31 protein-coding genes are annotated in these 26,609 nt (G+C 39.0%); 26 read left to right on the forward strand and 5 right to left on the reverse strand.

The features are described 5' to 3' along the window. Positions 1 to 13: 13 nt before the first annotated feature. Entirely contained in the window at positions 14 to 271 is a 258-nt protein-coding gene (locus tag J4051_RS03055; protein WP_208232301.1) for a Txe/YoeB family addiction module toxin, read from the reverse strand. A gap of 1 nt (position 272) precedes the next feature. Beyond that, the gene (locus tag J4051_RS03060; RefSeq protein ID WP_208232378.1) at positions 273 to 527 is read right to left on the reverse strand and encodes a type II toxin-antitoxin system Phd/YefM family antitoxin; all 255 of its coding nucleotides are present in this window, start codon (positions 525 to 527) and stop codon (positions 273 to 275) included. Positions 528 to 763: 236 nt separating this feature from the next. Between J4051_RS03060 and dnaG the strand changes: the two genes are divergently transcribed. Then, positions 764 to 2,731: a DNA primase gene (dnaG, locus tag J4051_RS03065; protein WP_208232303.1), complete on the forward strand. Its 1,968-nt coding sequence runs from the start codon at positions 764 to 766 to the stop codon at positions 2,729 to 2,731. Here the strand turns inward: dnaG and J4051_RS03070 are convergent. After that, positions 2,728 to 3,357: a response regulator gene (locus J4051_RS03070; RefSeq protein ID WP_208232304.1), complete on the reverse strand. Its 630-nt coding sequence runs from the start codon at positions 3,355 to 3,357 to the stop codon at positions 2,728 to 2,730. The two genes, dnaG and J4051_RS03070, sit on opposite strands and share 4 nt — an antisense overlap. 152 nt (positions 3,358 to 3,509) lie before the next feature. Continuing rightward, positions 3,510 to 4,298 (reverse strand): NAD(+) synthase, encoded by a 789-nt coding sequence (gene nadE / locus J4051_RS03075; protein WP_208232307.1) that lies wholly within the window; start codon positions 4,296 to 4,298, stop codon positions 3,510 to 3,512. A gap of 94 nt (positions 4,299 to 4,392) precedes the next feature. Between nadE and gldB the strand changes: the two genes are divergently transcribed. The 3 genes from gldB to J4051_RS03090 all read left to right on the forward strand — a co-directional run bounded on the left by gldB (position 4,393) and on the right by J4051_RS03090 (position 6,381). Next, positions 4,393 to 5,352, forward strand: a complete 960-nt coding sequence (gldB, locus tag J4051_RS03080) for a gliding motility lipoprotein GldB (protein WP_208232310.1) — start codon at positions 4,393 to 4,395, stop codon at positions 5,350 to 5,352. Beyond that, positions 5,352 to 5,687 (forward strand): gliding motility protein GldC, encoded by a 336-nt coding sequence (gene gldC, locus J4051_RS03085; protein WP_208232311.1) that lies wholly within the window; start codon positions 5,352 to 5,354, stop codon positions 5,685 to 5,687. Before gldB ends, gldC begins: the two co-directional genes overlap by 1 nt. A gap of 82 nt (positions 5,688 to 5,769) precedes the next feature. Next, positions 5,770 to 6,381: a DUF4230 domain-containing protein gene (locus J4051_RS03090; protein ID WP_208232312.1), complete on the forward strand. Its 612-nt coding sequence runs from the start codon at positions 5,770 to 5,772 to the stop codon at positions 6,379 to 6,381. Here the strand turns inward: J4051_RS03090 and J4051_RS03095 are convergent. Next, entirely contained in the window at positions 6,376 to 6,681 is a 306-nt protein-coding gene (locus tag J4051_RS03095; RefSeq protein WP_208232313.1) for a rhodanese-like domain-containing protein, read from the reverse strand. The two genes, J4051_RS03090 and J4051_RS03095, sit on opposite strands and share 6 nt — an antisense overlap. A gap of 61 nt (positions 6,682 to 6,742) precedes the next feature. Here J4051_RS03095 and J4051_RS03100 point away from each other — a divergent pair, with 61 nt between their 5' ends. The 22 genes from J4051_RS03100 (at position 6,743) to J4051_RS03205 (ending at position 26,581) form a co-directional block, all read left to right on the forward strand. Continuing rightward, positions 6,743 to 7,315 carry a TetR/AcrR family transcriptional regulator gene (locus J4051_RS03100; RefSeq protein WP_236027174.1) on the forward strand — a complete coding sequence of 191 codons (573 nt, stop codon included), beginning with the start codon at positions 6,743 to 6,745 and terminating at the stop codon, positions 7,313 to 7,315. 174 nt (positions 7,316 to 7,489) lie between these two features. After that, positions 7,490 to 8,563, forward strand: coding sequence for a 1,2-phenylacetyl-CoA epoxidase subunit PaaE (gene paaE / locus J4051_RS03105; RefSeq protein WP_208232315.1), 1,074 nt, complete (start codon positions 7,490 to 7,492; stop codon positions 8,561 to 8,563). 371 nt (positions 8,564 to 8,934) lie between these two features. After that, complete coding sequence (paaA, locus tag J4051_RS03110; protein ID WP_208232316.1) at positions 8,935 to 9,891, forward strand: 1,2-phenylacetyl-CoA epoxidase subunit PaaA; 957 nt, start codon at positions 8,935 to 8,937, stop codon at positions 9,889 to 9,891. 80 nt (positions 9,892 to 9,971) lie between these two features. Then, positions 9,972 to 10,262: a 1,2-phenylacetyl-CoA epoxidase subunit PaaB gene (paaB, locus tag J4051_RS03115; RefSeq protein WP_208232317.1), complete on the forward strand. Its 291-nt coding sequence runs from the start codon at positions 9,972 to 9,974 to the stop codon at positions 10,260 to 10,262. A gap of 108 nt (positions 10,263 to 10,370) precedes the next feature. Beyond that, positions 10,371 to 11,123, forward strand: coding sequence for a 1,2-phenylacetyl-CoA epoxidase subunit PaaC (gene paaC / locus J4051_RS03120; protein WP_208232318.1), 753 nt, complete (start codon positions 10,371 to 10,373; stop codon positions 11,121 to 11,123). Between the two features lie 42 nt (positions 11,124 to 11,165). Next, on the forward strand, positions 11,166 to 11,702 hold the full coding sequence (gene paaD / locus J4051_RS03125; RefSeq protein WP_208232319.1) for a 1,2-phenylacetyl-CoA epoxidase subunit PaaD: 537 nt from the start codon (positions 11,166 to 11,168) through the stop codon (positions 11,700 to 11,702). Positions 11,703 to 11,755: 53 nt separating this feature from the next. Then, positions 11,756 to 12,538: an enoyl-CoA hydratase-related protein gene (locus J4051_RS03130; protein WP_208232321.1), complete on the forward strand. Its 783-nt coding sequence runs from the start codon at positions 11,756 to 11,758 to the stop codon at positions 12,536 to 12,538. Positions 12,539 to 12,649: 111 nt separating this feature from the next. Next, positions 12,650 to 13,834 carry a 3-hydroxyacyl-CoA dehydrogenase NAD-binding domain-containing protein gene (locus tag J4051_RS03135; protein WP_208232323.1) on the forward strand — a complete coding sequence of 395 codons (1,185 nt, stop codon included), beginning with the start codon at positions 12,650 to 12,652 and terminating at the stop codon, positions 13,832 to 13,834. 70 nt (positions 13,835 to 13,904) lie between these two features. Then, positions 13,905 to 14,285 carry a four helix bundle protein gene (locus J4051_RS03140; RefSeq protein ID WP_208232324.1) on the forward strand — a complete coding sequence of 127 codons (381 nt, stop codon included), beginning with the start codon at positions 13,905 to 13,907 and terminating at the stop codon, positions 14,283 to 14,285. 20 nt (positions 14,286 to 14,305) lie between these two features. After that, on the forward strand, positions 14,306 to 14,719 hold the full coding sequence (locus J4051_RS03145; protein WP_208232325.1) for a PaaI family thioesterase: 414 nt from the start codon (positions 14,306 to 14,308) through the stop codon (positions 14,717 to 14,719). 49 nt (positions 14,720 to 14,768) lie between these two features. After that, the gene (ypfJ, locus tag J4051_RS03150; protein ID WP_208232327.1) at positions 14,769 to 15,632 is read left to right on the forward strand and encodes a KPN_02809 family neutral zinc metallopeptidase; all 864 of its coding nucleotides are present in this window, start codon (positions 14,769 to 14,771) and stop codon (positions 15,630 to 15,632) included. Positions 15,633 to 15,741: 109 nt separating this feature from the next. Continuing rightward, positions 15,742 to 16,971: a 3-oxoadipyl-CoA thiolase gene (gene pcaF / locus J4051_RS03155; RefSeq protein ID WP_208232329.1), complete on the forward strand. Its 1,230-nt coding sequence runs from the start codon at positions 15,742 to 15,744 to the stop codon at positions 16,969 to 16,971. Positions 16,972 to 17,055: 84 nt separating this feature from the next. Beyond that, positions 17,056 to 17,301, forward strand: a complete 246-nt coding sequence (locus J4051_RS03160) for a ribbon-helix-helix domain-containing protein (RefSeq protein ID WP_208232331.1) — start codon at positions 17,056 to 17,058, stop codon at positions 17,299 to 17,301. Next, a complete protein-coding gene (locus J4051_RS03165; RefSeq protein WP_208232333.1) occupies positions 17,298 to 17,630 on the forward strand; it encodes a type II toxin-antitoxin system PemK/MazF family toxin in 333 nt (110 codons plus the stop codon). The genes J4051_RS03160 and J4051_RS03165 overlap by 4 nt, the downstream gene beginning before the upstream one ends. Before the next feature lie 89 nt (positions 17,631 to 17,719). Then, positions 17,720 to 20,218, forward strand: a complete 2,499-nt coding sequence (gene paaZ / locus J4051_RS03170; protein WP_208232335.1) for a phenylacetic acid degradation bifunctional protein PaaZ — start codon at positions 17,720 to 17,722, stop codon at positions 20,216 to 20,218. Positions 20,219 to 20,329: 111 nt separating this feature from the next. Continuing rightward, positions 20,330 to 21,079 (forward strand): enoyl-CoA hydratase/isomerase family protein, encoded by a 750-nt coding sequence (locus tag J4051_RS03175; protein ID WP_208232337.1) that lies wholly within the window; start codon positions 20,330 to 20,332, stop codon positions 21,077 to 21,079. Between the two features lie 59 nt (positions 21,080 to 21,138). Beyond that, positions 21,139 to 21,435 (forward strand): GIY-YIG nuclease family protein, encoded by a 297-nt coding sequence (locus J4051_RS03180; RefSeq protein WP_208232339.1) that lies wholly within the window; start codon positions 21,139 to 21,141, stop codon positions 21,433 to 21,435. Positions 21,436 to 21,469: 34 nt separating this feature from the next. Continuing rightward, positions 21,470 to 22,084: an acyltransferase gene (locus tag J4051_RS03185; protein WP_208232340.1), complete on the forward strand. Its 615-nt coding sequence runs from the start codon at positions 21,470 to 21,472 to the stop codon at positions 22,082 to 22,084. A 203-nt stretch (positions 22,085 to 22,287) separates the two neighbouring features. Beyond that, entirely contained in the window at positions 22,288 to 22,611 is a 324-nt protein-coding gene (locus tag J4051_RS03190) for a GIY-YIG nuclease family protein (protein ID WP_236027176.1), read from the forward strand. Then, complete coding sequence (locus tag J4051_RS03195) at positions 22,598 to 23,935, forward strand: dihydrolipoamide acetyltransferase family protein (protein ID WP_208232342.1); 1,338 nt, start codon at positions 22,598 to 22,600, stop codon at positions 23,933 to 23,935. Before J4051_RS03190 ends, J4051_RS03195 begins: the two co-directional genes overlap by 14 nt. 257 nt (positions 23,936 to 24,192) lie before the next feature. Then, entirely contained in the window at positions 24,193 to 26,277 is a 2,085-nt protein-coding gene (locus tag J4051_RS03200) for an alpha-ketoacid dehydrogenase subunit alpha/beta (protein WP_208232380.1), read from the forward strand. 61 nt (positions 26,278 to 26,338) lie between these two features. Next, positions 26,339 to 26,581, forward strand: a complete 243-nt coding sequence (locus J4051_RS03205; protein WP_208232344.1) for a hypothetical protein — start codon at positions 26,339 to 26,341, stop codon at positions 26,579 to 26,581. Positions 26,582 to 26,609: the final 28 nt, after the last annotated feature.

Raw genomic sequence — 26,609 nt, forward strand, 5'->3', positions numbered from 1 at the left:
GCAAGGAAGAAGTCTAATCATAATGAAATCGACATTTTGCAATCAATATTTCATTTTCTTTGAATTGGTAGATCAGTCGGTGCTCACTATCAATTCGTCTTGACCAAAAGCCTGAATATTTATGCTTGAGTGGCTCTGGTTTACCAAGACCTTCAAAAGGGTTCCGTGCAATGTCTTTTAAAAGTTCATTGATTTTTTTTACTTTCCTTTTATCTGTTTTTTGCCAATACAAATAATCTTCCCAAGACTCATCAACAAATACATATTTCATTTTAGTTCTCAACTAGGTCTTTCTCGAACGATTTTTCGTTTTTCAGCTTTTCAATGGCTGCATCTAATCGAAGTTCATTTTTTCGAGAAGACAATTCGTGGTTGGTTGCCATTAATGAATTGTACTCTTCTAATGACATCACTACAATTCCTGAGTCTTTGCCGCGATTGATGATTAGCGTCTCGAAGTTTTTAACCACTCTGTCCAAGTAGCTCTTAATATCTTTTCTGAATTCTGAAACGGTTGTGATTAACATAAATAATTGTATCATATTAGGTACAAATATATGTACAAAATAGGTCTTGAACAAATACTTACCATAATTGTGTTTTTAAAAAGAGGTTTAAGATGATTATATGACATCTTTTTGAAAAATGAGATCAGGTTTGAGAAACAGTTTTGACTTAGCTCGTTTTCCGAAAACTCAAAGCGCACATTCCTTAAATGTTTGCTTTCTTTGTGCTATTTTTACAAAAAATTACATCTACAACTTTGATTTCAAGATCCACTATAGACCAAATATTTGAAACCGCCCGTGTTGAGGAGGTCATTGGCGATTTCGTCAACCTCAAAAAATCCGGGAGTAATTTCAAAGGTTTGAGCCCGTTTAGCGATGAACGTTCACCAAGTTTTATGGTGAGTCCCGTAAAGCAAATCTGGAAGGATTTTAGTAGTGGTAAAGGAGGAAATGCCGTGACCTTTCTTATGGAACACGAGCATTTTACTTATCCTGAAGCTCTTAAGTACCTCGCCAGAAAATACAATATCGAGATTGAGAGAACCGAGCAGACCAATGAGCAAAAGGAAGTTGCCAATGAAAGGGAAAGCCTCTATTTGGTCAATGAGTTTGCGAATACTTATTTTCAAAATACACTGCATAAAACAGATCAAGGGAAAGCAATTGGCTTGAGTTATTTCAAGGAACGTGGCTTTACAATTGACACGATCAATACCTTCAATTTGGGGTATTCGTTGGATGAATGGCAAGCCTTTACTGACGAAGCCTTGAAGAAAGGTTACCAACTCGAATTCCTTGAAAAAACGGGATTGACCATTGTCAAAGACGAGAAACGATTTGATCGGTTTAAGGGTCGGGTTATGTTCCCCATCCACAGTATGAGTGGACGGATTTTAGGTTTTGGAGGTCGAATTTTGGGTGTTGATAAGAAGGCTGCAAAATATCTTAACTCTCCAGAAAGTGAAGTCTATCACAAAAGTAAAATCTTGTATGGTTTGTTCCATGCCAAACAATCCATCGCCAAAGAAGACAATTGCTATTTGGTAGAGGGATATACTGATGTCATCCAGTTCCATCAATCTGGTGTTAAGAATGTGGTATCATCTTCTGGAACAGCGTTGTCGCCGGAACAGATTCGTTTGATAAATCGTTTGACCAAAAACATCACCGTGCTATTTGATGGTGATGCTGCAGGAGTTCGTGCCGCCGTAAGAGGTATTGATTTGATTTTGGAACAAGGCATGAATGTCAAAGTGTGTTCCTTTCCAAGCGGTGCCGATCCGGATAGTTTTGCCAGACAGAATACTCCTGAAGAGCTTGCGTCCTATCTTGAGGGCAATGCCAAAGATTTCATACAGTTTAAAGCATCCTTATTGGTTGAGGAAGCCAAAAACGATCCTATAAAAAAGGCCGATACCATTCGGGAAATTGTCAATAGTATTTCAAAGATTCCTGACCCGATCAAACGGGAGATCTATGTAAAAGAATGTTCCAATATTATGGACATCAGTGAAGCGGTCTTGTTCAGTACTTTGGCTCAGATGGGTAAAAAGGAAACTCAAGAAGCCAACAGACAACATAAAACGGAACAAAAAGCTTTTGATGTGGTGCGCTCAGAACAGCCTGAAAAAAAAGTGAACCATCAATATGTATTGGAGCAGAAGATTATAGAAATCTTGTTGCTTTATGGTAACGAAACGGAAGAGTTTGAAGATTTAGTCATGAAGGAAGATGATGCTGGCGACCTGAAAATGGAGCCAATAATCCATCAGGCGAAGGTGTTTGAGAAAATATATCTCGATTTACAGGAGGATGAAATGCAGTTTTCTGATGAACATTTCAAGAGTTTATATTATGTTATTATTGAGGCATTGCACCAATCGAAAGAGTTTCAACTGAAGGATTTTATCAACAGACTCGATCAGAAAATGGCCAATGAGGTGACCACCATATTGATGAATGATGAACGCTATAGCCTCCATGATTGGGAGCGCAACCATATTATTCCTAAAAATAAGGATCAATCCATAGCACAATTGGTGACCCAAACGATTCTGAGTTTAAGATGCTTTTTGATCGATCAAAAGGTGATGGAATATAAGATGGAAATTTCTCAACCACAAAATAATGCCATGGGAATCATGGAAGATGTCCGGGATTATTTAAGGTTAAAAACACTCTTGTCTAAAAAATTAGGAAAAGTGGTTGGCGGAAAAATTTAAACGGTGCCCATATGTTGCGCTTGATGGATTAAATCCACAAGATTTGTGACATTCAGTTTTTTGAAAAGTCTGGCTTTATACGTGCTGACAGTTTTTTCGTTGATATCGAGTTCCAAAGCAATTTCTTTGTTCTTCTTCCCCGTGGAAAGCAGCTTCAAAACTTCGACTTCCCGTGTGGATAAGCGTTTGTAAAGTTTGCTCTTTGAGTTACGGGTTTCGTTAAAGTGCAAATGTTTCGCCATGTTATCACTCAAATAGATATCGCCATTATGTACTTTAATAATGGCTTCTCTAATAGTTTCTGTGTCTACCGTTTTTGAAAGATAACCGGAGGCACCTGCTTTAATAGTGCTGATTGCATAGATTTCTTCAGGGTGATAACTGAATATGATGACTTTTACATTTTCATGCTCTTTTTTAATAGCTCTTAAGGCTGTGATGCCATTGAGCTCTGGAAGATCAATTTCAGAAATGATCACATCTACCGGATAACGTCTTATAAATTCGAAGATTTCAATGCCTGTGCCAACAGTTCCAACGACTTCAATGTCTGGATCTGATTCAAAAAACAGTTTCAAGCCCTTTCTTACAATGGGATGGTAGTCCACAACCAATACCTTAATCATAATTTGTTGTTTGTTAGTTAATTAAGTTAGTCTATACACTTAAGAGGATAAGTTTAAGATTGTGGAGATTCGCTTCGTAAATGTATGAAAAAAAACATGATATTCCGCTGATTTTGATAACATTCAATGAATTTCATAATGAAATTGTTAAATTATTTTAAGTTTTCAGGTATTTCACATATTGGAATAGGAACCATTTTATGCTGGTTGTTTCTGTTTAGTTTTGAGAAAAGTTCAAAGACCTCTCGTTTTCTGCCTTCGAAATCATTGGCTGTTTTTCCATTTTCTTTCATGGTCATTGCCCATTCCAATTCCGGGTAGGACGCACCTATCTGGTCTTCATCACTTCTGTCATCGCCAAACAAACCGTCACTAGGAGCTGCTTTGATAATGGCTTCTGAAACACCCAATACTTTCGCGAGATCATAGATTTCAGATTTCATTAGATCAGCAATTGGACTCAAATCTACACCACCATCACCATATTTTGTGTAAAAACCAACCCCGAAATCTTCTACTTTGTTACCAGTGCCTGCCACCAATAAGCCATGTAGTCCTGCATAGTAGTATAATGTTGTCATTCTTAATCTTGCCCGCGTGTTCGCAAGTGCCATGTCAACGGTAGCTTGTTCTTTAGTGACAGACACTTCGGCCTTGAATTGATCGAAAACTGGAGTGAGATCCACCAATGTATCCTTTACGTTCGCAAAGTTGTTCTTTAATTGTTTTATATGTTCTTGCCCTCGTGATACATGGCTTTTTGGTTGATGTATGGGCATTTCAAGGCATAACACGTCCAAACCTGTCTTGGCACATAAGATGGAAGTAACAGCCGAATCAATTCCGCCAGAAATACCAATCACAAAACCGTTTACTTTGGCATTATTGGCATAATCTTTTAGCCAATTCACAATGTGGTCAATAACTTTTTCAGTTTGCATTTTTTGGAGGATTTAACACAAAGAATATTACCTTTGTACCACAAAAATAAAGTAATCGTCTAAGTAATAAAAATTAAAGAGGTTTAAAACATCTATGAAGAATATTGGTTTTCTATTGGCCCTGCTGTTTGTTTTTAACGCTTGTAAAGAAAGTGATCAGATAGAAAGTGAAATTTCTAAAATTGATATAGACCTAAAAGTAGAACGATTTGATTTGGATTTTGCCAATGCTAAAACTGTTGACTTACCCAAGTTGAAATCTGATTATCCTTTTTTGTTTTCAGAACGCATCCCTGATTCTATATGGGTTGATCGCATTAATGATTCGCTTCAGAAGGAACTGTCAAACGAAGTTGAAAAAACCTATTCTAATTTTGATGATGTTCATCATGATATCGCATCACTTTTTCAACATTTGAAATATTACGATAAAACCTTTAAAGTGCCAAGAGTGATTACCGTAACTTCAGATGTAGATTACAGAAATAAAACGATTGTCACAGATACAATTGTACTGATTTCTTTAGATACGTATTTAGGTTCTGAGCATCACTTTTACGAAGGTATTCAGAGGTTTTTGACCGTAAATATGAAGCGTTCTCAAATAGTGAGCGATTTGGCAGCAAACTATTCAGAGAATTACATATTTCAAAATAATCCAAAAACTCTTCTGGATGATATGATCTATTTCGGAAAGCAGTTATATTTTAAGGATAAGATGATTCCATTCAAATCTGATGCTGTAAAAATTGGGTATTCTGAAGCGCAATTGGATTGGGCGAATGCAAATGAAAGTGAAATCTGGCGCTATTTTATTGAACGGGAACTTTTATTCAGTACGGACAATAGTTTGGCTGGTCGCTTTATTGCCGATGCGCCTTTTTCTAAATTTTATTTGGAATTGGACAGTGAGTCGCCAGGTAAAATAGGTCAATACTTAGGGTGGCAAATCGTAAGATCTTTTATGAAAAACAATGACGTTCCATTCATGGAGATGTTGCAAATGAATGCTGACGAAATTTTTAATAATTCTAAATTTAAACCGCGAAAATAATGTCAAAAACCATAAAATCAACCATTGAGTTACACGTTGAACTGGATGAAAACCGCGTTCCTGAAAAACTAAGTTGGACGGCACCAGATGGTGGAATCAACAACGAAGAGGCCAAGGCCATGATGCTTTCAGTATGGGATAGTGAAGCGCAAGAGACTTTGCGTATCGATCTTTGGACGAAAGATATGCCTGTAGATGAAATGAAACTATTTTTCCATCAAACATTGGTCGAAATGAGCAACACTTTTCATCGCGCTACAGAAGATGAAAAAATGTCTGCAACTATGATGGATTTCTGCGATTATTTTGCCGAAAAATTAGAGCTCAATAAGTAAGATCCATAAGCCTGAAAGATTTCTAAAACCAACCTGCAAGGTTTCTAAAACCTGGCAGGTTTATATAAATAACAAATAAACAATGCGCAAACTCCTGTACGTTTTAATTTTAGTGTTGGTCGTTTTGTTCGGCTATCGCTTTATTTTTAATGATAAGGACAAAACGATTCTACAGGAAAATTCTGCACTCATCCAAGAGCAGATTAAGAATGTCAGCAAGTTAGTGGTCACCGAAGGGCATTTCAGTCAGGTGTTTACCTATAAAAATTCAAAAGCTATTTTTGCCAACTTGGTCAGTGTTGAAAAGAAGGCACTGGTAGTGGTCAATGCAGATGTAACGGTGTCCTACGATTTAAGCCTTATTGAATATGAATTGGATGAAGCCTCCAAAACACTCAGAATTTTAAGTATTCCAAAAGAAGAGATTAATATCAGTCCAGATTTTGAGTATTATGATATCACAGCTGATTATTTAAATCCCTTTAAAGCGGAAGATTATAATAAGATCAAAGATAAAGTCAGGGTGCAATTGATGAAAAAGATTGAAGCCTCCAATTTGAAAAGCAATGCACAAAATCGTCTGATCAGCGAATTGTCAAAATTCTATATCCTGACCAGTTCTTTAGGCTGGACACTTCAATATGAAGGTAATTCCATTAAATCTTCTGACGATTTGCAGAATATCAAACTATAATTTATTTTTCAAACTTAACCAACCTCCACCATTGGTGGCAATAATATTATTCAAATTTAAATATTCGGCGGCCTTTGCAGATCTGGCGCCACTTGCACAACAGGTAATTACTGGTTTGTTCATTTTTTTAATTTCCCCAATCCGATTTTTTAACTCATCCAATGGAATGTGTTTTGCGTTCTTAATATGGCCATTGTCCCATTCCCTTTGAGTCCGCACATCCAGAATAATGGCTCCTTTTTTTAAAAGTTCATTAATTTGTCTTTTTTTGATACCGAATATAAAATCGAAAATTCCCATAGTTTTCTTTTGTTTAAATTTACGAAATATTGAAGAAACCTTGAATTTTAAACATAGGAACTTGAACACCGAAGGTACCCGTCGAGATGAAATCATAAACACAGCCACAGAACTTTTTAAAGACAAAGGGTATAGTGCTGTAACCATGCGCGATTTGGCAACGGCCATGGGCATGAAAGCGGCAAGCCTTTACAATCACATCAACTCTAAGCAGGAAATTCTAAAAGCTATCATCATTTCTTTGGCTGAAGAATTCACACAAGGTATGGATGCAATTAAAAAATTAGATCAGACGGCCATCGAAAAGTTGAAACTGATTGTAGCACTCCACGTCGATATTACAACAAAGAACCCTCATGGAATGGCATCCCTCAACAATGATTGGATGCATTTAGAAGGCCAACTGGATTATTATTTGGGATTACGAGAGCGCTATGAACAAGATTTTGTAGAGATTATTAGAGATGGAATTTCTTCTAATGAAATTGTCGATACAAACCCTGAAGTAGTGATGTTCTCAATACTTTCTACACTGCGCTCCTTGTATTTATGGATCCCCAAAAAAGAAGAAATTAACGCAAAAGCCTTAGCCCAAAACTTGAGCGAGGTTCTCATCAACGGAATTAACAAATAGTTTACAATAAATTTTGTAAATTTGTCATTCAAACTAACAAGCGTTAGTTGATAGCTGACAAGTTTTCGAAAAATTTGTAGGCAGATAGATTTGAAGACTTTAAAGATGTAATCTTTTAGTTTTGTAAAGTTTCGAATATTAACAATTTATCGCGCATTAAGGCGTGGCACTATTATGGCAGAATTCCACAACCTCAAAGTGGCAGATATATACAAGGAAACAAAAGATTGCGTAGTCATTGCTTTTGATGTTCCTGATGTGTTAAAGGAAAAATTTAAATACCGACAAGGTCAACATTTGACTTTGCGAAAAGAAATCAATGGTGAGGACATTCGGCGTAATTATTCGCTGTTCTCAAGTCCGTTGGATGGCGAATGGAAAGTTGCTGTTAAAACCATACGGGACGGCGTGTTTTCAAATTATGCCTTTAACGAATTGAAAAAGGGAGATATTCTTGAGGTAATGGTCCCACATGGCGAATTCACAGTTGATGTGGATGTTGAATCCCATAACAATTATATCGCATTTGCCGCAGGAAGTGGTATTACACCACTGTTGTCCATCATTAAAACGCATTTACACGAGGAGGCTAACAGTACCTTTAAGCTGTTTTACTTGAACAGGACCGTAAAATCCATTATCTTTAAAGAAGAAATTGAACAGCTTAAAAATCAATTCTTTGGCAGGTTTCAGGTCTTTTATTTTTTAACGAAGGAACAGCGTGATATTCCGTTTTTGAACGGTCGCTTTGACAAAGAAAAATTGGCGGTGCTGACCAAAACCTTTATTGATATACCTGATACGCAACATGCGTTCATCTGCGGCCCACAAGATATGATTTTCTTGATTCGTGATGAGTTACAAGCGGCAGGAATGCCTAAGGATAATATCCATTTCGAATTGTTTTTTACGGGCAGTTCAGAAGAAGAAAATAAACATATAGCAGAAGTCCTTGAGCAACGAATTGATGGTACACAAGTGACGATTATCGATGGTGGAAAGGAATTCCATTTCATCATGGATGATGATTTCGATACTATTTTGGATGGTGCATTGGCAGCAGGAGCCGATTTGCCATTTGCCTGTAAAGGCGGCGTTTGTAGCACCTGTAAATGTCAAGTCATAGAAGGTTCGGTGAAAATGAAAAAGAATTACGCACTCGCCGATAAGGAAGTGGCACAGAATTATGTATTGAGTTGTCAGGCGGTACCAACAAGCGATAAGGTTGTTGTCGATTTTGACGTTTAGCAGGCAGCAACCTGGAAGGTTTAAATGATAATAGTAATTTGGGCGTTACCCGCCGCGGCGGGTCGGGCTTTCGGCAGTCGCTCTCTTCGAGGAGCTCCAACAATGCCTCAAATGCGAAGCATTCACGAGACCCAAAATATAAAATAAGAGTGGGCGAGTAATCCCTAACGCAGATTGTGAAGGAAACAGAATATAGTTAGAAAGATAAAGTGCGAACAACCTGCAAGGTTTCCACCATTCCGCCGAAGGAAGAAAACCTTGTAGGTTTAAATAAAAAGAAATTACGACGCAAAAATAACGTTAAATTTAATAACTTAAAATCAAATTCCCTATAAGCTCCCTCTCCATCGGAGAGGGCTGGGGTGAGGCTTATGAGTGAAGAGCAAATAAGAAATTTAGAAAAGCAATTCGAAGAACGTATCGCAAGAGACGAAAAAATCGAACCGAAAGATTGGATGCCAGAAAAGTACCGTCAGACGCATATTCGTCAGATGTCGCAGCATGCACATTCAGAAGTCGTAGGGATGCTTCCCGAAGGGAATTGGATCACCAGAGCCCCTTCTTTAAGACGAAAAGTAGCCTTGTTGGCAAAAGTCCAAGATGAAGCAGGTCATGGTCTGTACCTTTACTCTGCAACCGAAACCTTGGGCATTACACGTGAAGAAATGTATGAGCAATTGCATACTGGAAAAGCGAAATACTCAAGTATTTTCAACTATCCAACCGTTACTTGGGCCGATATGGGCGCAATTGGATGGTTGGTCGATGGCGCAGCTATCATCAATCAAGTGCCATTATGCAGCACCTCTTTTGGTCCTTATGCAAGAGCAATGGTAAGAGTTTGTAAAGAAGAAAGTTTCCATCAGCGTCAAGGTTATGAAATCATGATTAAGTTGGCAAACGGTACACTTGAACAAAAGGAAATGGCACAAGATGCTTTAAACCGATGGTGGTGGCCGAGTTTAATGATGTTAGGCCCTACAGATGCAGAATCTGTGCATACCGAACAATCCATGAAATGGAAACTGAAACGTAAATCAAATGACGAATTACGTCAGCAATTCATTGATCAAACCGTGCCACAAGCAGATTTGATCGGATTGACCATTCCCGACCCCGATTTGAAATGGAACGAAGAACGTGGTAGTTATGACTTTGGTGAGATTGATTGGGATGAATTTTGGCAAGTGGTCAAAGGTCATGGTCCAATGAACAAAGAGCGTATGAAAGCCAGAGTTGGTGCATGGGAACGCGGCGAATGGGTGCGAGATGCAGCCATGGCACACGCAGAGAAGAAAGCGGAAAGAAAAGAAAAAGAAGCAGTATAACAACCTGCAAGGTTTTCAAAACCTTGTAGGTTTGAATTATAACTTTTCAGGTTTGAAACATAATATTAAGTTACAAAACTATGACAACAACAAAGAATTGGCCATTATGGGAAGTCTTCGTAAGAAGTAAAAACGGCCTGGAGCATCGTCATTTTGGTAGTCTCCACGCAGCAGATGCAGACATGGCACTTGAGAATGCACGTGATGTTTACACCAGAAGAAATGAAGGCGTCAGCATTTGGGTTGTAGAATCCAAAAACATCACCGCATCCAATCCAGAACACAATGGTGAAATGTTTGAGCCAGCAAAAGATAAAGTATATCGTCATCCAACGTTTTACGAATTGCCTGATGAGGTTGAATATATGTAACTCAATTCCTGCGAAGGCAGAAATCTTTTCTAAATAACGATTCGCGATATGTGAATACTGATTGTTGAATGTAGAAGTTCAGTGATCGATAATCATCAATTTTTTAAAATGAAAGATAATCTCTATCAATATTTGCTCGGCATCGCCGACAACTCCCTAATCCTCGGGCAACGCATGGGCGAACTCTGCGGCCACGGCCCAAGTTTGGAAACTGACATTGCCTGTACCAATATTTCTTTGGATTTATTCGGACAGGTGCGCAGTTATTATCAATACGCCGCCAAAATCGCAGGCGATGGACGAACTGAAGACGACATTGCCATGCTTCGAAAAGAACGCGAATATCTAAACGTGCTTTTAGTAGAACAGCCCAACACCGATTTTGCTTATACTATGGCACGTCACTTTTTATTTGATGTGTATCACTTACTGTTTTTAACAGAGTTGAAGAAAAGTAAGGATATGACCTTGGCGGCAATCGCTACAAAATGCATTAAAGAGGTAAGGTACCATCAGCGATTTTCATCGGATTGGATCAGGCGTTTAGGCGACGGCACCGAAGAAAGTCACAACCGAATGCAAGCAGCAATTAACGATTTATGGACCTATACTGATGAATTGTTCCATCAAACTGAAGCTGATAAAGCGATGGTTTCAGAAGGTATCGGTGTAGATGTCACCAAATTAAAAGCAGCTTATTACGAAAAAGTAAATACGATTTTAGAAGAATCAACCTTGTCCATTCCAGAATCTAAGTATTTCCAAAAAGGAGGGAAAATGGGTATCCATACCGAACATATAGGGTTTTTATTGGCGGAACTGCAATACATGCAACGCACTTACCCTAATATGGAATGGTAAAAAAGAAGCCCACCTTAATCCTCCCGACGGGAGGAAACTGTTATGAATAAAGCGAAAGATATATTGCGTTCGAGTAAGAACTCTTCCCCTTCGGGGAAGGTGGATGGGGCTTTGATTCCAATATTGGAACAAGTTTCCGATCCGGAAATCCCAGTCCTCTCTATTATGGATATGGGCGTCGTGCGTTCTGCTGTTTTTGAAAATGATGTAGTGAAAGTTCAAATCACACCAACATACAGTGGATGCCCTGCCATGGATGTTATTGGTGACGACATTAAAAAGGCTTTAAAAGATGCAGGATACAAATCGGAAGTAGAATTGATCTTATCCCCAGCTTGGACCACCGATTGGATTACGCCAAGAGGCAGAAAGGCATTGGAAGATTATGGCATTGCAGCTCCCTTAGGTGCTGAAGCCGACAAAGATGTTTTACTGCACGGCAAACGCCTGGTAAAATGTCCGCAATGCGGCTCAACAAATACAAAAATGGTGAGCCAATTTGGTTCAACAGCGTGTAAGGCACAGTTTCAGTGCGATGACTGCTTAGAACCCTTTGATTATTTTAAATGTTTAAAGTAGAATGAATTAACCTGCAAGGTTTTCAAAACCTTGTAGGTTTTTAAATAGAAAGTATGAACGAAAGTATCTTATTAAAAATAGAAAACAAGGTTGCCTATATCACGCTCAACCGCCCAGAAGTCTTCAATAGTTTTAATCGCGAAATGGCATTGCGGTTACAAGACACACTTGATGCTTGTGAAAAAAACGACGAGGTTCGAGCCATCGTTTTGACTGGAAACGGAAAGGCATTTTGTGCGGGTCAAGATTTAAAAGAAGTGACATCGCCAGAATTAAATCCCGGTTTTAAGAAAATATTGGAAGAGCATTACAATCCGATAATCACGAGAATCCGCTCGATTAAAAAACCAATCATTGGCGCAATCAACGGTGTGGCGGCAGGAGCGGGAGCAAATATTGCCTTAGCTTGCGATATAGTCGTGGCTCATGAAAAGGTCAGTTTTATACAAGCATTTAGTCTCATTGGTTTGGTGCCTGATAGTGCAGGAACTTTCTTCTTGCCAAGACTTATCGGATTTCAAAAAGCATTGGCATTGGCTATGCTTGGCGATAAAGTGTCTGCAGAAGAAGCTGAAAAAATGGGAATGCTCTATAAAGTTCTGCCTTTAGAGACTTTTGAAGAAGAGGTCAATCTACTGGCTTTAAAACTTGCCAATATGCCTACAAAAGCTTTGGGAATGATCAAGGAATTATTCAATACTTCCATGACCAACGACTTGGAGGCCCAGTTAGCATTAGAATCTAAATTACAAATTGAAGCAGCGCAAACCGAAGATTACGCCGAAGGCGTTGCTGCATTTGTTGAAAAAAGAAAACCGAATTTCATCGGGAAATAAAGCAATTTCTCAACCTGCAAGGTTTTCAAAACCTGGCAGGTTTAAATTATTGATTAGGATGACTAAACTAAACTTCGATATTCAGTATTTAAAATTCAATATTCGTTATTCATGAAAATAGGAATCATCGGCTCAGGAACCATGGGAAGTGGCATCGCACAAGTAGCTGCAACAGCGGGTTGCAAAGTAAAATTGTACGATACCAATCAATTCGCATTGGACAAGGCAAAAGCAGCTTTGGAAAAAATATTATCACGATTGATTGAAAAAGATCGTATTGATGCTGACGAAAAATCCCGAATCCAAAACAACATTTCCTACGTCAATGATTTAAAATACCTATCAGACTCCGATTTGACCATCGAAGCGATTGTTGAAAACCTGGACATCAAGAAAAAAGTGTTTTCAGAACTGGAAACCTATGTTTCTGAAAAGTGTATTATCGCTTCCAATACTTCAAGCTTATCGATAGCATCGATTGCGGCTTCATTAAAAAAGCCAGAACGTTGTATAGGAATCCATTTTTTCAATCCTGCGCCATTGATGCGACTGGTTGAGGTAATTCCAGCTATTCAAACCTCAAAAGAAGTTTTGGAGAAATCGACAAGAATTATATCCGATTGGAAAAAAGTCGTTGCCGTGGCAAAAGACACGCCCGGATTTATAGTCAATCGGGTTGCAAGACCTTTTTATGGCGAAGCTTTAAGAATATACGAAGAAGGTATTGCTGATTTCGCAACCATCGATGAGAGTTTGAAAACTTTAGGGGGTTTCAGAATGGGGCCTTTCGAATTAATGGATTTCATTGGAAACGACGTTAACTATACAGTTACAGAAACTGTTTTTACTGCCTTTTATTTCGATCCGAGATACAAACCAGCCTTTACCCAAAAACGTTTTGCTGAAGCCGGCTATTTGGGAAGGAAATCAGGAAAAGGTTATTACGATTATGATAAAAATGGTGGTATAATCATTCCTGAACGCGATTATTATCGAGAGAAGGACTCTCATGACAAAAAACTAACGCAGCAAATTTTCGACCGTGTATTGGTTATGCTTATTAATGAAGCCGCAGATGCGTTATTCATGAACATTGCTTCCGCAGAAGACATCGATAATGCCATGACCAAGGGTGTCAACTATCCTAAAGGCTTATTGGCGTGGGCAAATGAAAAAGGAATCGATTGGTGTGTTTCAAAAATGGATGAATTATATGATGAGTATCGTGAGGATAGGTATCGGTGTAGTCCGTTGTTGAGGAGGATGAAAACTAACGGATTGAGGTTTGAAGTATGAGGAAACGGAGGGACTAACATTTTTTTATTAGAGTTATTGAGGGATTAGGTATTAGGCATTTGGTATTAGTATGAAAAGTGCATTTCATTTTAAGTTTGAAGATTTACAAGTTTATCAGAAAGCGATGGACTTTGGGGAAGTCGTTGATGTGATAGTCAAAAAGTTTCCAGCATACGAATTGTACGCCTTATCATCACAGTTCAGAAGAGCAGCCGATTCGATTGCTTTAAATATTGCAGAAGGCTATCCTGGTTCTGATGCACAATTTGTTAAGCATATAAATTATGCCATTTATAGCGCAAATGAGTGTGTTAGTTGCAGTACAAAAGCCAAACGAAGGTTATATATTAATTTTGATGAAGATGAAGAAAATAGAAAGTTGATTTCAGAATTGACAAAAATGATGTCTTCTTTAAGAAAGAAGATTTTAGAAAGAAACGCAAATAACTAATCCCTAATTCCAAATACCTAATGCCAATAAACGGAAACCTCATCCCTTACAAAATGCTCTCACTCGATGCCTACAGCACCTACCTCGGCATTGAAATTTTAGAATGTGAGATTGGTCGTTGCAAAGTTGGGATGACGATTAGAAAAGAAATGCTAAATAGCATGGGAAAGGCCCACGGTGGCATCAGTTATTCATTAGCAGACACTGCTTTCGGATTTGCGGCCAATACTCATGGTAAATACGCAGTTTCCATTGAAACGAGTATCAATCATATCGAAGCATTAAATGAAGGCGATTATATCGTGGCTGAGTCCGTAATTGAGAAGGTGAAAAATAAATTAGGATTTAATATCATCGAAGTCAAGCGAGGCGATGAATTAGTGGCTCTTTTCAAAGGTGTCGTATATAGGACCAATAAAGATTGGGAAGAATAACAAAGAATGTTTTAAATTTAATAACTAATAATTTTAAACAACAAAACATATGAAATGGAAAGGTAGAAGACAAAGTGGCAATTTGGAAGACCGTAGAGGCATGTCCAATAAAGGCAAATTAGCTGCTGGTGGTGGTATAATAGCTGTAGTGGTTGTTTTGCTGCAGCTCTTTGGAGGTGAAACAGGGCAAGTGTTGGCTCCAATTTTAGATCAAGTCAATCAATCTCAATCTGTATCAGAACCCGGTGAGCAACGGGAATTAACTGCAGAGGAGAAAGAAATGGGGGACTTTGCTGCAACGCTTTTAGCAGATACAGAAGATGTATGGAACCAAATTTTTAGAGAGAATAATCTTGGCGATTATAAAGAACCAGGAATGGTATTATTTACAGATGCGGTAAGAAGTGGCTGTGGAAATGCCAGCTCTGCATCAGGACCTTTTTATTGTCCTGCCGATCATAAACTTTATATGGATTTGGTGTTTTTTGATGAATTGAAAACAAGATTTGGAGCCAAAGGAGGTGATTTTGCCATTGCTTACGTCACGGCACATGAAGTTGGCCACCATATTCAGACTTTGCTCGGCACTTCTCAAAAAGTAAGACAGATGCAACAACAGTCCAGTGCGGCACAAGCCAATCAGCTTTCGGTAGCACAAGAACTGCAAGCCGATTTTTACGCAGGTGTTTGGGCGTATCATAACAAAGAATATCTGGAAGAAGGTGATATCGAAGAAGCCTTAAGCGCTGCAAACGCTGTAGGTGATGATGCTATTCAAAAACGAACGCAAGGTAGCGTGCAACCAGATAGCTTTACCCATGGTACTTCCGAGCAACGTATGCATTGGTTTATGAAAGGTTATAAAACGGGCGACATCAGACAAGGCGATACGTTTTCGGAAATACTGAATTAAACAAACAAGTAACAATTCAACCTGCAAGGTTTCTAAAACCTTGTAGGTTTGGAAATTAATAACAAAACAAAAGAAAAGATTCCCGCCTTCGCGGGAATGACATAAGCTTATGAAAGAAGCATATATCATTGACGGAATTAGAACGCCAATAGGAAGTTATCAAGGCACTTTATCGGCAGTAAGAACTGACGATTTAGCAGCTTTGGTCATAGCAGAAATTGTCAAACGGAACCCAAACATTCCAAAAGAAGCGTATGACGATGTCATTTTGGGCTGTGCAAACCAAGCTGGAGAAGACAACCGAAATGTGGCGCGTATGGCTTCATTATTGGCTGGTTTACCATTTTCAGTTCCAGGTGAAACGGTCAACCGCTTATGTAGTTCAGGATTATCGGCAATCATTCATGCCAATCGCGCCATAAAAGCTGGTGATGGCGATGTCTTTATTGCCGGAGGTGTGGAAAACATGACCCGCGGTCCGTATGTAATTGCCAAACCATCCAGCGCATTTGGATCCGATGCTAAAATGTACGATTCCAGTTTTGGCTGGCGCTTTGTCAATCCGAAAATGGAAAAATTATATGGAACAGAAGGCATGGGACAAACCGCAGAAAATCTGGTAGACAAATATAAGATCTCCCGTGAAGATCAAGATAAGTTTGCTTGTTGGAGTCAGATGAAAGCAGCTAAAGCCCAAGAAAACGGACGTTTAGCTAAAGAAATCATGACTGTTGAAATTCCTCAACGAAAGAAGGATCCCATTCTGTTTTCAAAAGATGAATTTGTAAAACCGAATACCTCTTTAGAAGTTTTAGGGAAATTGCGTGGTGCATTCAAAACTGAGGGAGGAAGCGTCACGGCCGGGAATTCATCAGGACTTAACGATGGAGCCGCCGCAACGATTATCGCTTCTGAAGCAGCTGTGAAAAAATACAATTTAAAACCATTGGCGAGAATTATAAGTTCAGCAGTGGTTGGTGTCGAACCAAGAGTCATGGGCATCGGTCCAGTGGAAGCCTCTAATAAGGCATTGGAAAAAGCAGGTTTGACGATGGATGACATGGACATCATCGAGCTCAACGAAGCTTTTGCAGCACAGGCTTTGGCATGTACAAGGGTTTGGGGGTTGGCAGATGACGACCCAAGATTGAATCCTAACGGAGGTGCCATTGCCATTGGTCATCCGCTCGGTGTAACGGGAACAAGAGTGGCGTATTCTGCTGCGTTAGAGTTGAAAGAGACCGGGAAAAGATATGCCTTGATTACAATGTGTATTGGGGTTGGACAAGGTTATGCTGCTATTATCGAAAATGTGGGTATCAATCCTGCAAGAGCTTAAACCTGCTTGTAGGTTTGAATAACCAGTCTTGTAGCTTTGATTAATCTATAAATATTATCTATATTTATATAAAATAAATATAAAATGGCAACATTTACATCATCATTACCGGACGAATTGCTTGAAAAGCTTTCTAAATTGGCAAAGGAACTTAAAATGCCAAAGAATAAACTTATCGAAAAAGCATTACAGTTGTATCTCGAAGAAATAACAAGAGCACAATATGTCAAATCGTTTCAACGCGCCAATAAATCACAAGAAATATTGGATATGGCTGAAGAAGGAATGGCAGATTACTTTAAGATGATAACTGATTTAGAAAAGGAATGAAACAGGGTGAAATTTGGAAGGTCTATTTTGATCCGGTCAAGGGAAGGGAGCAATCTGGAAATAGACCAGCTATCATAATCAGTGGTCCTGCAATGAATGAGAATCTTGATGTTATTATCGTTTGTCCCCTGTCAAGTTCAATTCATAATTTTCAAGGCAATCCAATTATCAATCCTTCCATGGAGAATGGGTTGTCTGAAATTTCCGAAATTATGGTGTTTCACGTTAGAGCACTATCAAAGGATAGATTCAAAAAGAAATTGGGAACCGCTTCTAAAGAAGAGCTAAAGAACACAATAAAAACCTTGAACGATATTTTAAAATATTAAGATCTGGAATAAAAGCGGTTTAGTTTTGAATTGAATTATAATTAGAAGTAAGGAGTTTAATAATAAGATGCCCACTCGTGGGAGTTACTATGAAAAAAATACAAAATTACGTCACAGGACAATGGATAGAAGGTAAAGGAGAAGGCACCCCTATGTACGATGCCATCACTGGCGAAGTCGTTGCGCTTTCAGACACTCAAGGACTGGATTTTGCTGAAATTCTCCACTACGGAAGAACCAAAGGCGGCGAAGTACTTCGCAAAATGACCTTTCAAGAACGTGGGAACATGTTGAAAAGTCTCGCATTATATCTTACCAAAAGAAAGGAAGGTTTCTACGAACTGAGCTATAGAACCGGCGCAACCAGAGTGGATAGCTGGATAGATATTGAAGGCGGATTTGGTAATCTCTTTGCCAATGCATCCTTAAGAAAATTATTCCCTAACCAATCCTATCATGTAGAAGGAGAGCCTATCGATTTATCACGTGGCGGACGGTTTATGGCACATCATATCATGGTGCCAAAACGTGGGGTGGCTGTTCATATCAATGCCTTTAACTTTCCGGTTTGGGGCATGTTGGAGAAATGCGCATCCAATTGGATGGCAGGTGTTCCCGCAGTTGTTAAACCTGCAACAAATGGTTCGTTTTTAACGGAAGCTGTGGTGCGTGAAATTATAGCCTCACGCATTTTACCAGAAGGAGCATTACAATTAATTACAGGATCAGCACGAACAATTTTAGATACGGTCGAATCTCAAGATGTGGTGACTTTTACAGGGTCTGCAGCCACTGGTCGCCTATTAAAATCGCATAAACGTATCATTGAAGAATCCGTACCATTTAATATGGAAGCAGATTCCTTGAACGCCTCTGTTTTAGGAGAAGATGCTGTTCCTGGAACACCGGAATTTGATTTGTTCATTAAAGAAGTCAGAAATGAAATGACGGTCAAATGCGGACAGAAATGTACGGCAATCCGAAGAATTATAGTACCGCAAGATTTGGTCGAAGATGTTCAGATTGCCTTAGGAAAAGCCTTGGACAAAGTCACTATTGGTGATCCACGTCTCAAGGAAGTGAGAATGGGCGCCTTGGTAAGTAAAGATCAAGTGACAGAAGTTAGAAATCGCGTTCAGGAATTGGCGAAAACCGCCAGTATTGTTTATGGCGATTTAGATAAAATAGAAACCATTGGTGCCGATGCTAAAAAAGGAGCCTTTTTAAGTCCGATTTTGCTACGCGAAGACCATCCATTTAAAAACTTATCGGTTCACGAAACCGAAGCTTTTGGTCCTGTAAGTACTATTATGCCTTATAAGGATATAGAAGAAGCCGTTACTTTGGCGCAAATGGGGAAAGGTTCATTGGTGTCATCCATTGCCACTTATGATGATAAGATCGCCAAAGAATATGTGATTAACGCGGCAAGCCATCACGGACGGATTTTGGTCATCAATCGTGAAATGGCAAAGGAAAGTACAGGTCATGGGTCACCATTACCAAACTTAGTGCATGGCGGTCCAGGACGTGCCGGAGGTGGTGAAGAAATGGGAGGTCTAAGAGGAATCAAGCATTACTTACAGCGTACCGCTATTCAAGGATCACCGACAACATTGACTGAAATCACTGGAATTTATCAAGCTAAAGCCAAATATATTGAAGCCGACCAACATCCTTTCAAATACCATTGGGAGGACATTCAACCTGGAATGTCGTTAAAAACCCATAAACGAACCCTTACTGATACGGATATTATCAATTTTTCGAATCTTACTTGGGATCATTTTTATGCACATACAGACATCACCTCTTTGGACGGAAGTATTTTTGAAAAACGAACTGCCCATGGATATTTCATCATCGCTGCAGCTGCTGGGTTATTTGTCTATCCAAATAAAGGACCTGTAGCCGCAAATTACGGATTGGAGGACTGTCGATTCTTACGCCCATTATATCATAACGATACTATTTATGTGCGATTAACCTGTAAACAAAAAGTGGATAGAGATGTCGCTTCGGCTGAGCATCCCAGCGGTATTGTAAAATGGTTTGTTGAGGTATTTGATGCGGAAGATGAATTGGTAGCTGTCGCTACAATTTTAACCATGGTTCAAAAGAAACAAGAGGTTTTTGTAGAAATGACCGATGATAAAATTGAAGAATTGCTTTCAAAGTTAACTCCAGACATGAAACCAACATGGGGTATCATGACCCCACAACACATGTTGGAGCATTTGGAATATACCTACAAGATCGCCTCTGGAGAGATTCAGGATTTTGATGTCACAACACCGGAAAAGATATTGGAAAAAATTCATGCGAGTCTTTATACCTATGAGAAATTTCCAAGAAACACGAATTTTCCATTACTCGAGAAAGACAAACTTGAAGATTTAAAATATCCAGACTTGGAGACTGCCAAACAAAAGTTCCAAGAACAAAGAGAAAAGTATTTGGAGTTTTTTAAAGAAAATCCAGAAGCAAAACTGAAAAACTTAGTTTTTGGTGAGTTGAATCGTTATGAATCGTACTTGTTGGAAAGGAAACACCTTAACCATCACTTTGAACAATTTGGATTAATTTAAACTTTGGACAAACCTTTCAGGTTTTCAAAACCTGAAAGGTTTCATCATAAAACATCATTCAAGAGTCAAAACAGTCTTGATTCTTGATTCTAAAAATCTTGATTCTAATATATGGAGCCATACGTAACACTAAAAAACAAAAACGGAGTAGGATATATCGAATTTTTCCATCCTGCGCAAAATTCCTTACCAGGACATCTATTGTCAGAATTGGCAAGAACCATTTATGCTGCTGGTGAAGACGAGCATATCAAAGTCATCGTCCTACAAAGCGGAGGCGATAGAACATTTTGCGCGGGTGCGAGTTTCAACGAACTTGTTGCTATCAATGATGAGGAAACAGGAAAGATATTCTTTTCGGGATTCGCGAACGTCATTAATGCCATGCGAAAATGCCCCAAATTCATCATCGGACGTATTCAAGGAAAAACGGTTGGTGGAGGTGTAGGACTGGCATCAGCCACCGATTATTGTATGGCAACTAAATATGCCCAAATCAAATTAAGCGAACTGAATGTTGGCATCGGACCGTTTGTGGTTGGGCCTGCAGTCCAACGTAAATTGGGTTTAAGTGGAATGTCGCAAATAGCCATGGACGCCAACACCTTTTATACCGCGGAATGGGCGAAGCAAAAAGGGTTATATACCCAAGTATTCGATTCCGCTGAAGAATTGGATGAGGCTGTAAAGACATTCGCGGAAAACATGTGCGGTTACAATCCAAAAGCCATGGCCGAAATGAAAACGATGTTTTGGCGAGGTACTGAAGATTGGGATCAACTATTGCTACAACGCGCCAAAATAAGCGGGCGATTGGTGCTTTCGGAGTTTACGAAGGAGAAGTTGAAGGAGTATGAGTGAATTCCTGCGGAGGCAGGAATCTCATAATAAGAAATATGAAACATTGATACGTATATATCATGGCAAACAAGCCTAAAGGAGTGATTTATATCGGTGTTACCGACAATATTAGAGAACGGGTCAAAGAACATCAATTAAAATATTATCCTAAATCCTTTACTTCAAAATATAATTGTGACAAATTGATATATATATATATAGAAGAGTATGAGAAGGGAAGTTGTGCTGCGAATAGGGAACGACAATTAAAAAAATGGAAAAGAGATTGGAAAATTCGCATTATAGAAGAAATAAATCCCGGTTGGATGGATATTAGTATGAATTGGAATCTCGACTACAGAAAATTTAGGAAATAAAATAAAAGATTCCTGCCTTCGCAGGAATAGGACTATGATCTACTCATTCAAAGGATACACCCCCGTCATTCACGAATCCAGTTTCGTGCACCCCTTAGCAGCGGTAACAGGAAATGTCATCATCGGCAAAAACTGCTATATCGGTCCGGGAGCTGCCATTAGAGGCGATTGGGGACAAATTATTCTGGAAGATGGTGTCAACGTTCAAGAAAATTGCACGGTGCACATGTTTCCGGGAAAGTCCATCACCTTAAAAGAAAGTGCGCACGTGGGGCATGGAGCCATAATTCACGGGGCTAATTTGGGTCGAAATTGCCTCATTGGGATGAACTCAGTAATTATGGATGATGCTGAAATTGGCGATGAAAGCATCGTAGGTGCCATGAGTTTTGTAAAAGCAGAAACCATCATTCCAAAGCGAAGTTTGGTCGTTGGTAATCCGGCAAAAGTGATTAAAGAAGTCAGTGACGAAATGATTGCATGGAAAACCAAAGGGACACAGCTCTATCAGCAATTACCAACCGAATGTCATGAGAGTTTAAGAGAAGTGGAGCCATTAAGAGAAGTTCCTGAAAACATGAAAATACAGGAAGATGTTTATAAAACGCTTCGAGAACACTTCCTGCGAAAGCGGGAATCTCGTGATTAAAGGCTCAAGCATCATGATATGGTGAATAGCATTGATGGAAAAAGTATAACAACAAAACGTCTAACCTGCAAGGTTTCAAAAACCTTGTAGGTTTGAATTCATGTCGGTTTGAAAACAAGAAATAATGAGTAAAGAAAAGAGATTCCCACTTTCGTGGGAATTAACCAACTTCCTGCGAAGGCAGGAATCTAAAGCATAAAACAATGAAATCATGGTTCGTCTATATCATGTCTAATAAGCCACAAGGTGTCATTTATGTTGGTGTAACTAATAATATTGATGAAAGAGTAAAAGAACATAAGCTTAAGATTTACCAGGAATCATTTATGGCAAAATATAACTGTGATAGATTGGTGTATTTTGAAATATTTGACAATGATAAGGAAGCTCTAATAAGAGAAAGAAGGATGAAGAAATGGAAACGTGATTGGAAAATACAACTGATTGAAAGTATGAATCCAAGCTGGATGGATTTGAGTATAAACTGGAATTTGGATTTTAATAATTATCGAAATGAAAGAAAATAAGAGATTCCCACTTTCGTGGGAATTAAGGATGCCCAAAATGGGCGAAAGCATCACCGAAGGTACCATCATCAGTTGGCTCATCAAGGAAGGAGACAGCTTTGAAGAAGGTGATATTATCTTGGAAGTTGCTACTGATAAAGTCGACAACGAAGTTCCAGCGCCAAAATCTGGGACACTAATACAAACATTATTTAAAGAAAAAGATGTTGTTCCAGTTGGAGAAATCATTGCAATTTTTGAAGCTTCGGAAGATATAACTTCTGATAAGAAAGATGTTCTTCCTTCTCAATCTGAAGTTTCTGAAGAAAAAACAAAGGAAAGACCAAACAAACCAGAAACGACGAGATCTACTTCAAGACGAATTACTTCAAGTTCAACATCCATTTCATTTTCAACTTCAAATCATTTCTTCTCACCGCTAATCCAAAAAATAGCAAAAGAACAACATATCAGTTTTGAAGAACTTGCTCGAATTCCAGCAACTGGACATGAGGGACGATTACGAAAAAGCGATGTCTTCAATTATATTGAGGAGGGAAGACCCTATAAGTTTGCGCAACCTGTAATGCAAGATCCAACGGCTTACCGAATTCCACAATTGAATTTCGATAAAGGCAAGGGTAGAATCATAAAAATGGATCGGATGCGCCAAATGATTGCTGATCATATGGTCTATTCGAAACATACATCACCGCACGTCACCGCTTATGTGGAAGCCGATATGACCAATATGGTCAACTGGAGAAACGCTAATAAGGAAGCTTTTCAAGAAAAATATGGCGAACGTTTAACTTTTACACCATTATTTGTTGAAGCCGTCTCTAAAGCTGTTAAGGATTTTCCAAACATCAATGCTTCTGTGGATGGGAATAACATTATCGTGAAAGAAGATATCAATATCGGAATGGCAACGGCCTTACCGAGTGGGAATTTGATTGTTCCTGTTGTGAAAAATGCAAACACCAAAGATTTAAGAACATTGGCTGAAAACGTCAATGAAATGGCCAATAAAGCTCGAGAAAATAAACTTGGAGGCGATGACATTAAAGGCAGTACGTTTACCATTTCCAATGTAGGAACTTTCGGTAGTGTCATGGGAACACCCATCATCAATCAACCTGAAGTTGCCATTTTAGCCTTGGGGATCATTAAAAAAAGAGCTGAAGTGATAGACACTGAAAAAGGCGATGAGATTGCGATTAGAAGCATGATGTACTTGTCTCTATCCTTTGACCATCGTGTGGTTGATGGTTTTTTAGGCGGTAGTTTTGTGCGTCGCGTTGCCGATTATTTCGAGCAATTTGATGTAAATAGAGAAATATAGATATGAACAAGACCTGACAGGTTTTAGAAACCTGTCAGGTCTGATCCTAAATCGTCCACCAAACCTTTCAGGTTTTCAAAACCTGAAAGGCTTCAAAGCGATAAATTGAAAAATATAGTATGAATATAAATCTCACATATTTAATTCCGATGTTTCGGTACTGTGAGATCTCAACATAAATTATAGAATTCGTGTCAAAAAATATAAGAAAAGATCTATTGAAAAAAGCTTTTATACACCTTTGTACAGCCAAGGCTATGTCAGAATTGTACGAAGCCAATTTCAAGCAAGTATCCAAATACGTACATGCCACCTCAAGAGGCCATGAAGCGATTCAAATAGCTCTGGGCATGCAATTGTTGCCACAGGATTATGCATTTCCGTATTATAGGGATGATGCGATGTTGCTATCATTTGGATTGAAACCATACGATTTGATGTTGCAATTGTTGGCTAAAAAGGATGATCCGTTTTCTGGAGGACGTACCTATTACGCACATCCAAGTTTACGGGATTTTGATAAACCTAAAATCCCGCACCAATCGTCAGCCACTGGAATGCAGGCCATTCCAGCAACTGGTGTTGCGATGGGGTTTAAATATCGAGAAAACGGTAATCTCTTTAAGGAAGAAAACGAAACAACGAAAAAATCAATTCTTGAGGGAAATGAGTTTTCCAATGATTATGATACGTCTGTTCATTCAGAAGATTCCCGCCTTCGCGGGAATGCGCCAATTGTAGTCTGCTCTCTTGGCGACGCCTCCGTAACCGAGGGCGAAGTTTCTGAAGCCTTCCAAATGGCCGTCTTGAAAAAGTTGCCCATCCTATATCTGGTTCAAGATAATGAATGGGATATTTCGGCCAATGCAGCGGAAATCAGAGCGCAAGATGCGTTTGAATATGCTAAAGGTTTCAAGGGATTGGAAGCCATAACTATTGATGGAGCCAATTTCATCGAAAGTTATGAAGCCCTTGAAAAAGTGATTGCCACCATTCGTAAAGAACGTCGGCCATTTTTGGTTCATGCTAAAGTGCCTTTGTTGAATCATCATACCTCGGGTGTGCGAATGGAATGGTATCGTGATGATTTAGAAGAAGCCAGATCACGGGATCCTTATCCAGTGTTGAAACAACAATTATTGGACCATGGGTTTTCAAACGATGATTTAGAAACCATAGAAAAAGAATGTCATACGATCGTAGAGACAGATTACCATCTATCTCTACTGGCCGAAGATCCCAAACCAGAAGATTTATTTACCCACGATTTTGCACCAACGCCAATTACTGAAGAAAAGGGTGAGCGTTCTCCAAAAGGTGCAGAGAAAGTCGTGATGGTCGATTGTGCCCTGTTTGCTGTGGAAGAGTTGATGAGAAAGCACAAAGAGTGTTTGTTATACGGACAGGATGTTGGCGGGCGACTTGGAGGAGTGTTCCGAGAAGCGGCAACCTTAGCTCAAAAATTCGGAGATGGTCGTGTATTCAATACGCCAATACAAGAAGCTTTTATTGTTGGGTCAACCGTTGGGATGAGTGCTGTTGGACTAAAGCCCATTGTTGAAGTTCAATTTGCCGATTATATTTGGCCAGGCTTAAACCAATTATTCACAGAAGTGAGCAGAAGCTGCTACTTATCCAACGGAAAATGGCCTGTGAGCATGGTTTTGCGTGTGCCAATTGGTGCTTACGGCAGTGGTGGTCCTTACCATTCTTCTTCGGTAGAAAGTATTGTCACTAATATCAGAGGCATTAAAATCGCTTACCCGAGCAATGGTGCCGATTTAAAAGGCTTGATGAAGGCGGCCTATTACGATCCCAATCCAGTCGTAATTTTAGAACACAAAGGTTTGTATTGGAGTAAGGTGCCAGGCACAAAAGGAGCTACTTCTGTTGAGCCGAGTGAGGATTATGTATTGCCATTTGGAAAAGCTTGGGTACTTCAAGAAATCTGGAAGCAAGAAGGAAAAGAAACCATAACGATTGTGACTTACGGAATGGGTGTGCATTGGGCATATAATGCGTCAGGCGAATTAGGGATGCGTGACCAAATTGAAATCATTGATCTGAGAACCTTGTTCCCGTTGGATGAAGAAACTATTATGACATCCGTCAAGAAAACAGGAAAATGCCTTGTGGTTACCGAAGAACCTTCAAATAATTCTTTTGCACGAGCTTTGGCAGGTAAAATTCAGGAAGATTGTTTTAAGTTTTTAGATGCTCCAGTGATGACCATCGGAAGTGAGAATATGCCTGCAATTCCACTCAATTCAATATTGGAGGAGACGATGATTCCGAGTACTGAAAAGGTCAAAGTCAAAATAAATGAGTTACTTAATTACTGATTAGAGTTAAAGTGTTCGGTGATTGCTTGTTAATTTTACATCCAACACTAAAACTAGTATTATGAAAAAAATAATTTTTATGTCATTTATGTCGTTGTTTATGACCTTTTCCTTGACATCTTGTAGAGAAGAGACGGAGAAAGAGAAAATCATAAACGAAATGAAAGATGAAGGTGCTGATATCGATGTCAGTAAAGATGGCGACAAAATTAAAATGGAAACTGAAAACAGAAAAGTCAAAATCAAAACTGATGATGATGGTGACGTCAAAATAAAGGATAAAACTGACAATGACGATAATTAAGGTTTAAAGCAAAAAAAAAACGATTCTT

Origin of the sequence: Gelidibacter pelagius (assembly GCF_017581925.1) — a bacterium.
In the GTDB taxonomy this organism is placed as follows: Bacteria; Bacteroidota; Bacteroidia; order Flavobacteriales; family Flavobacteriaceae; genus Gelidibacter; species Gelidibacter pelagius.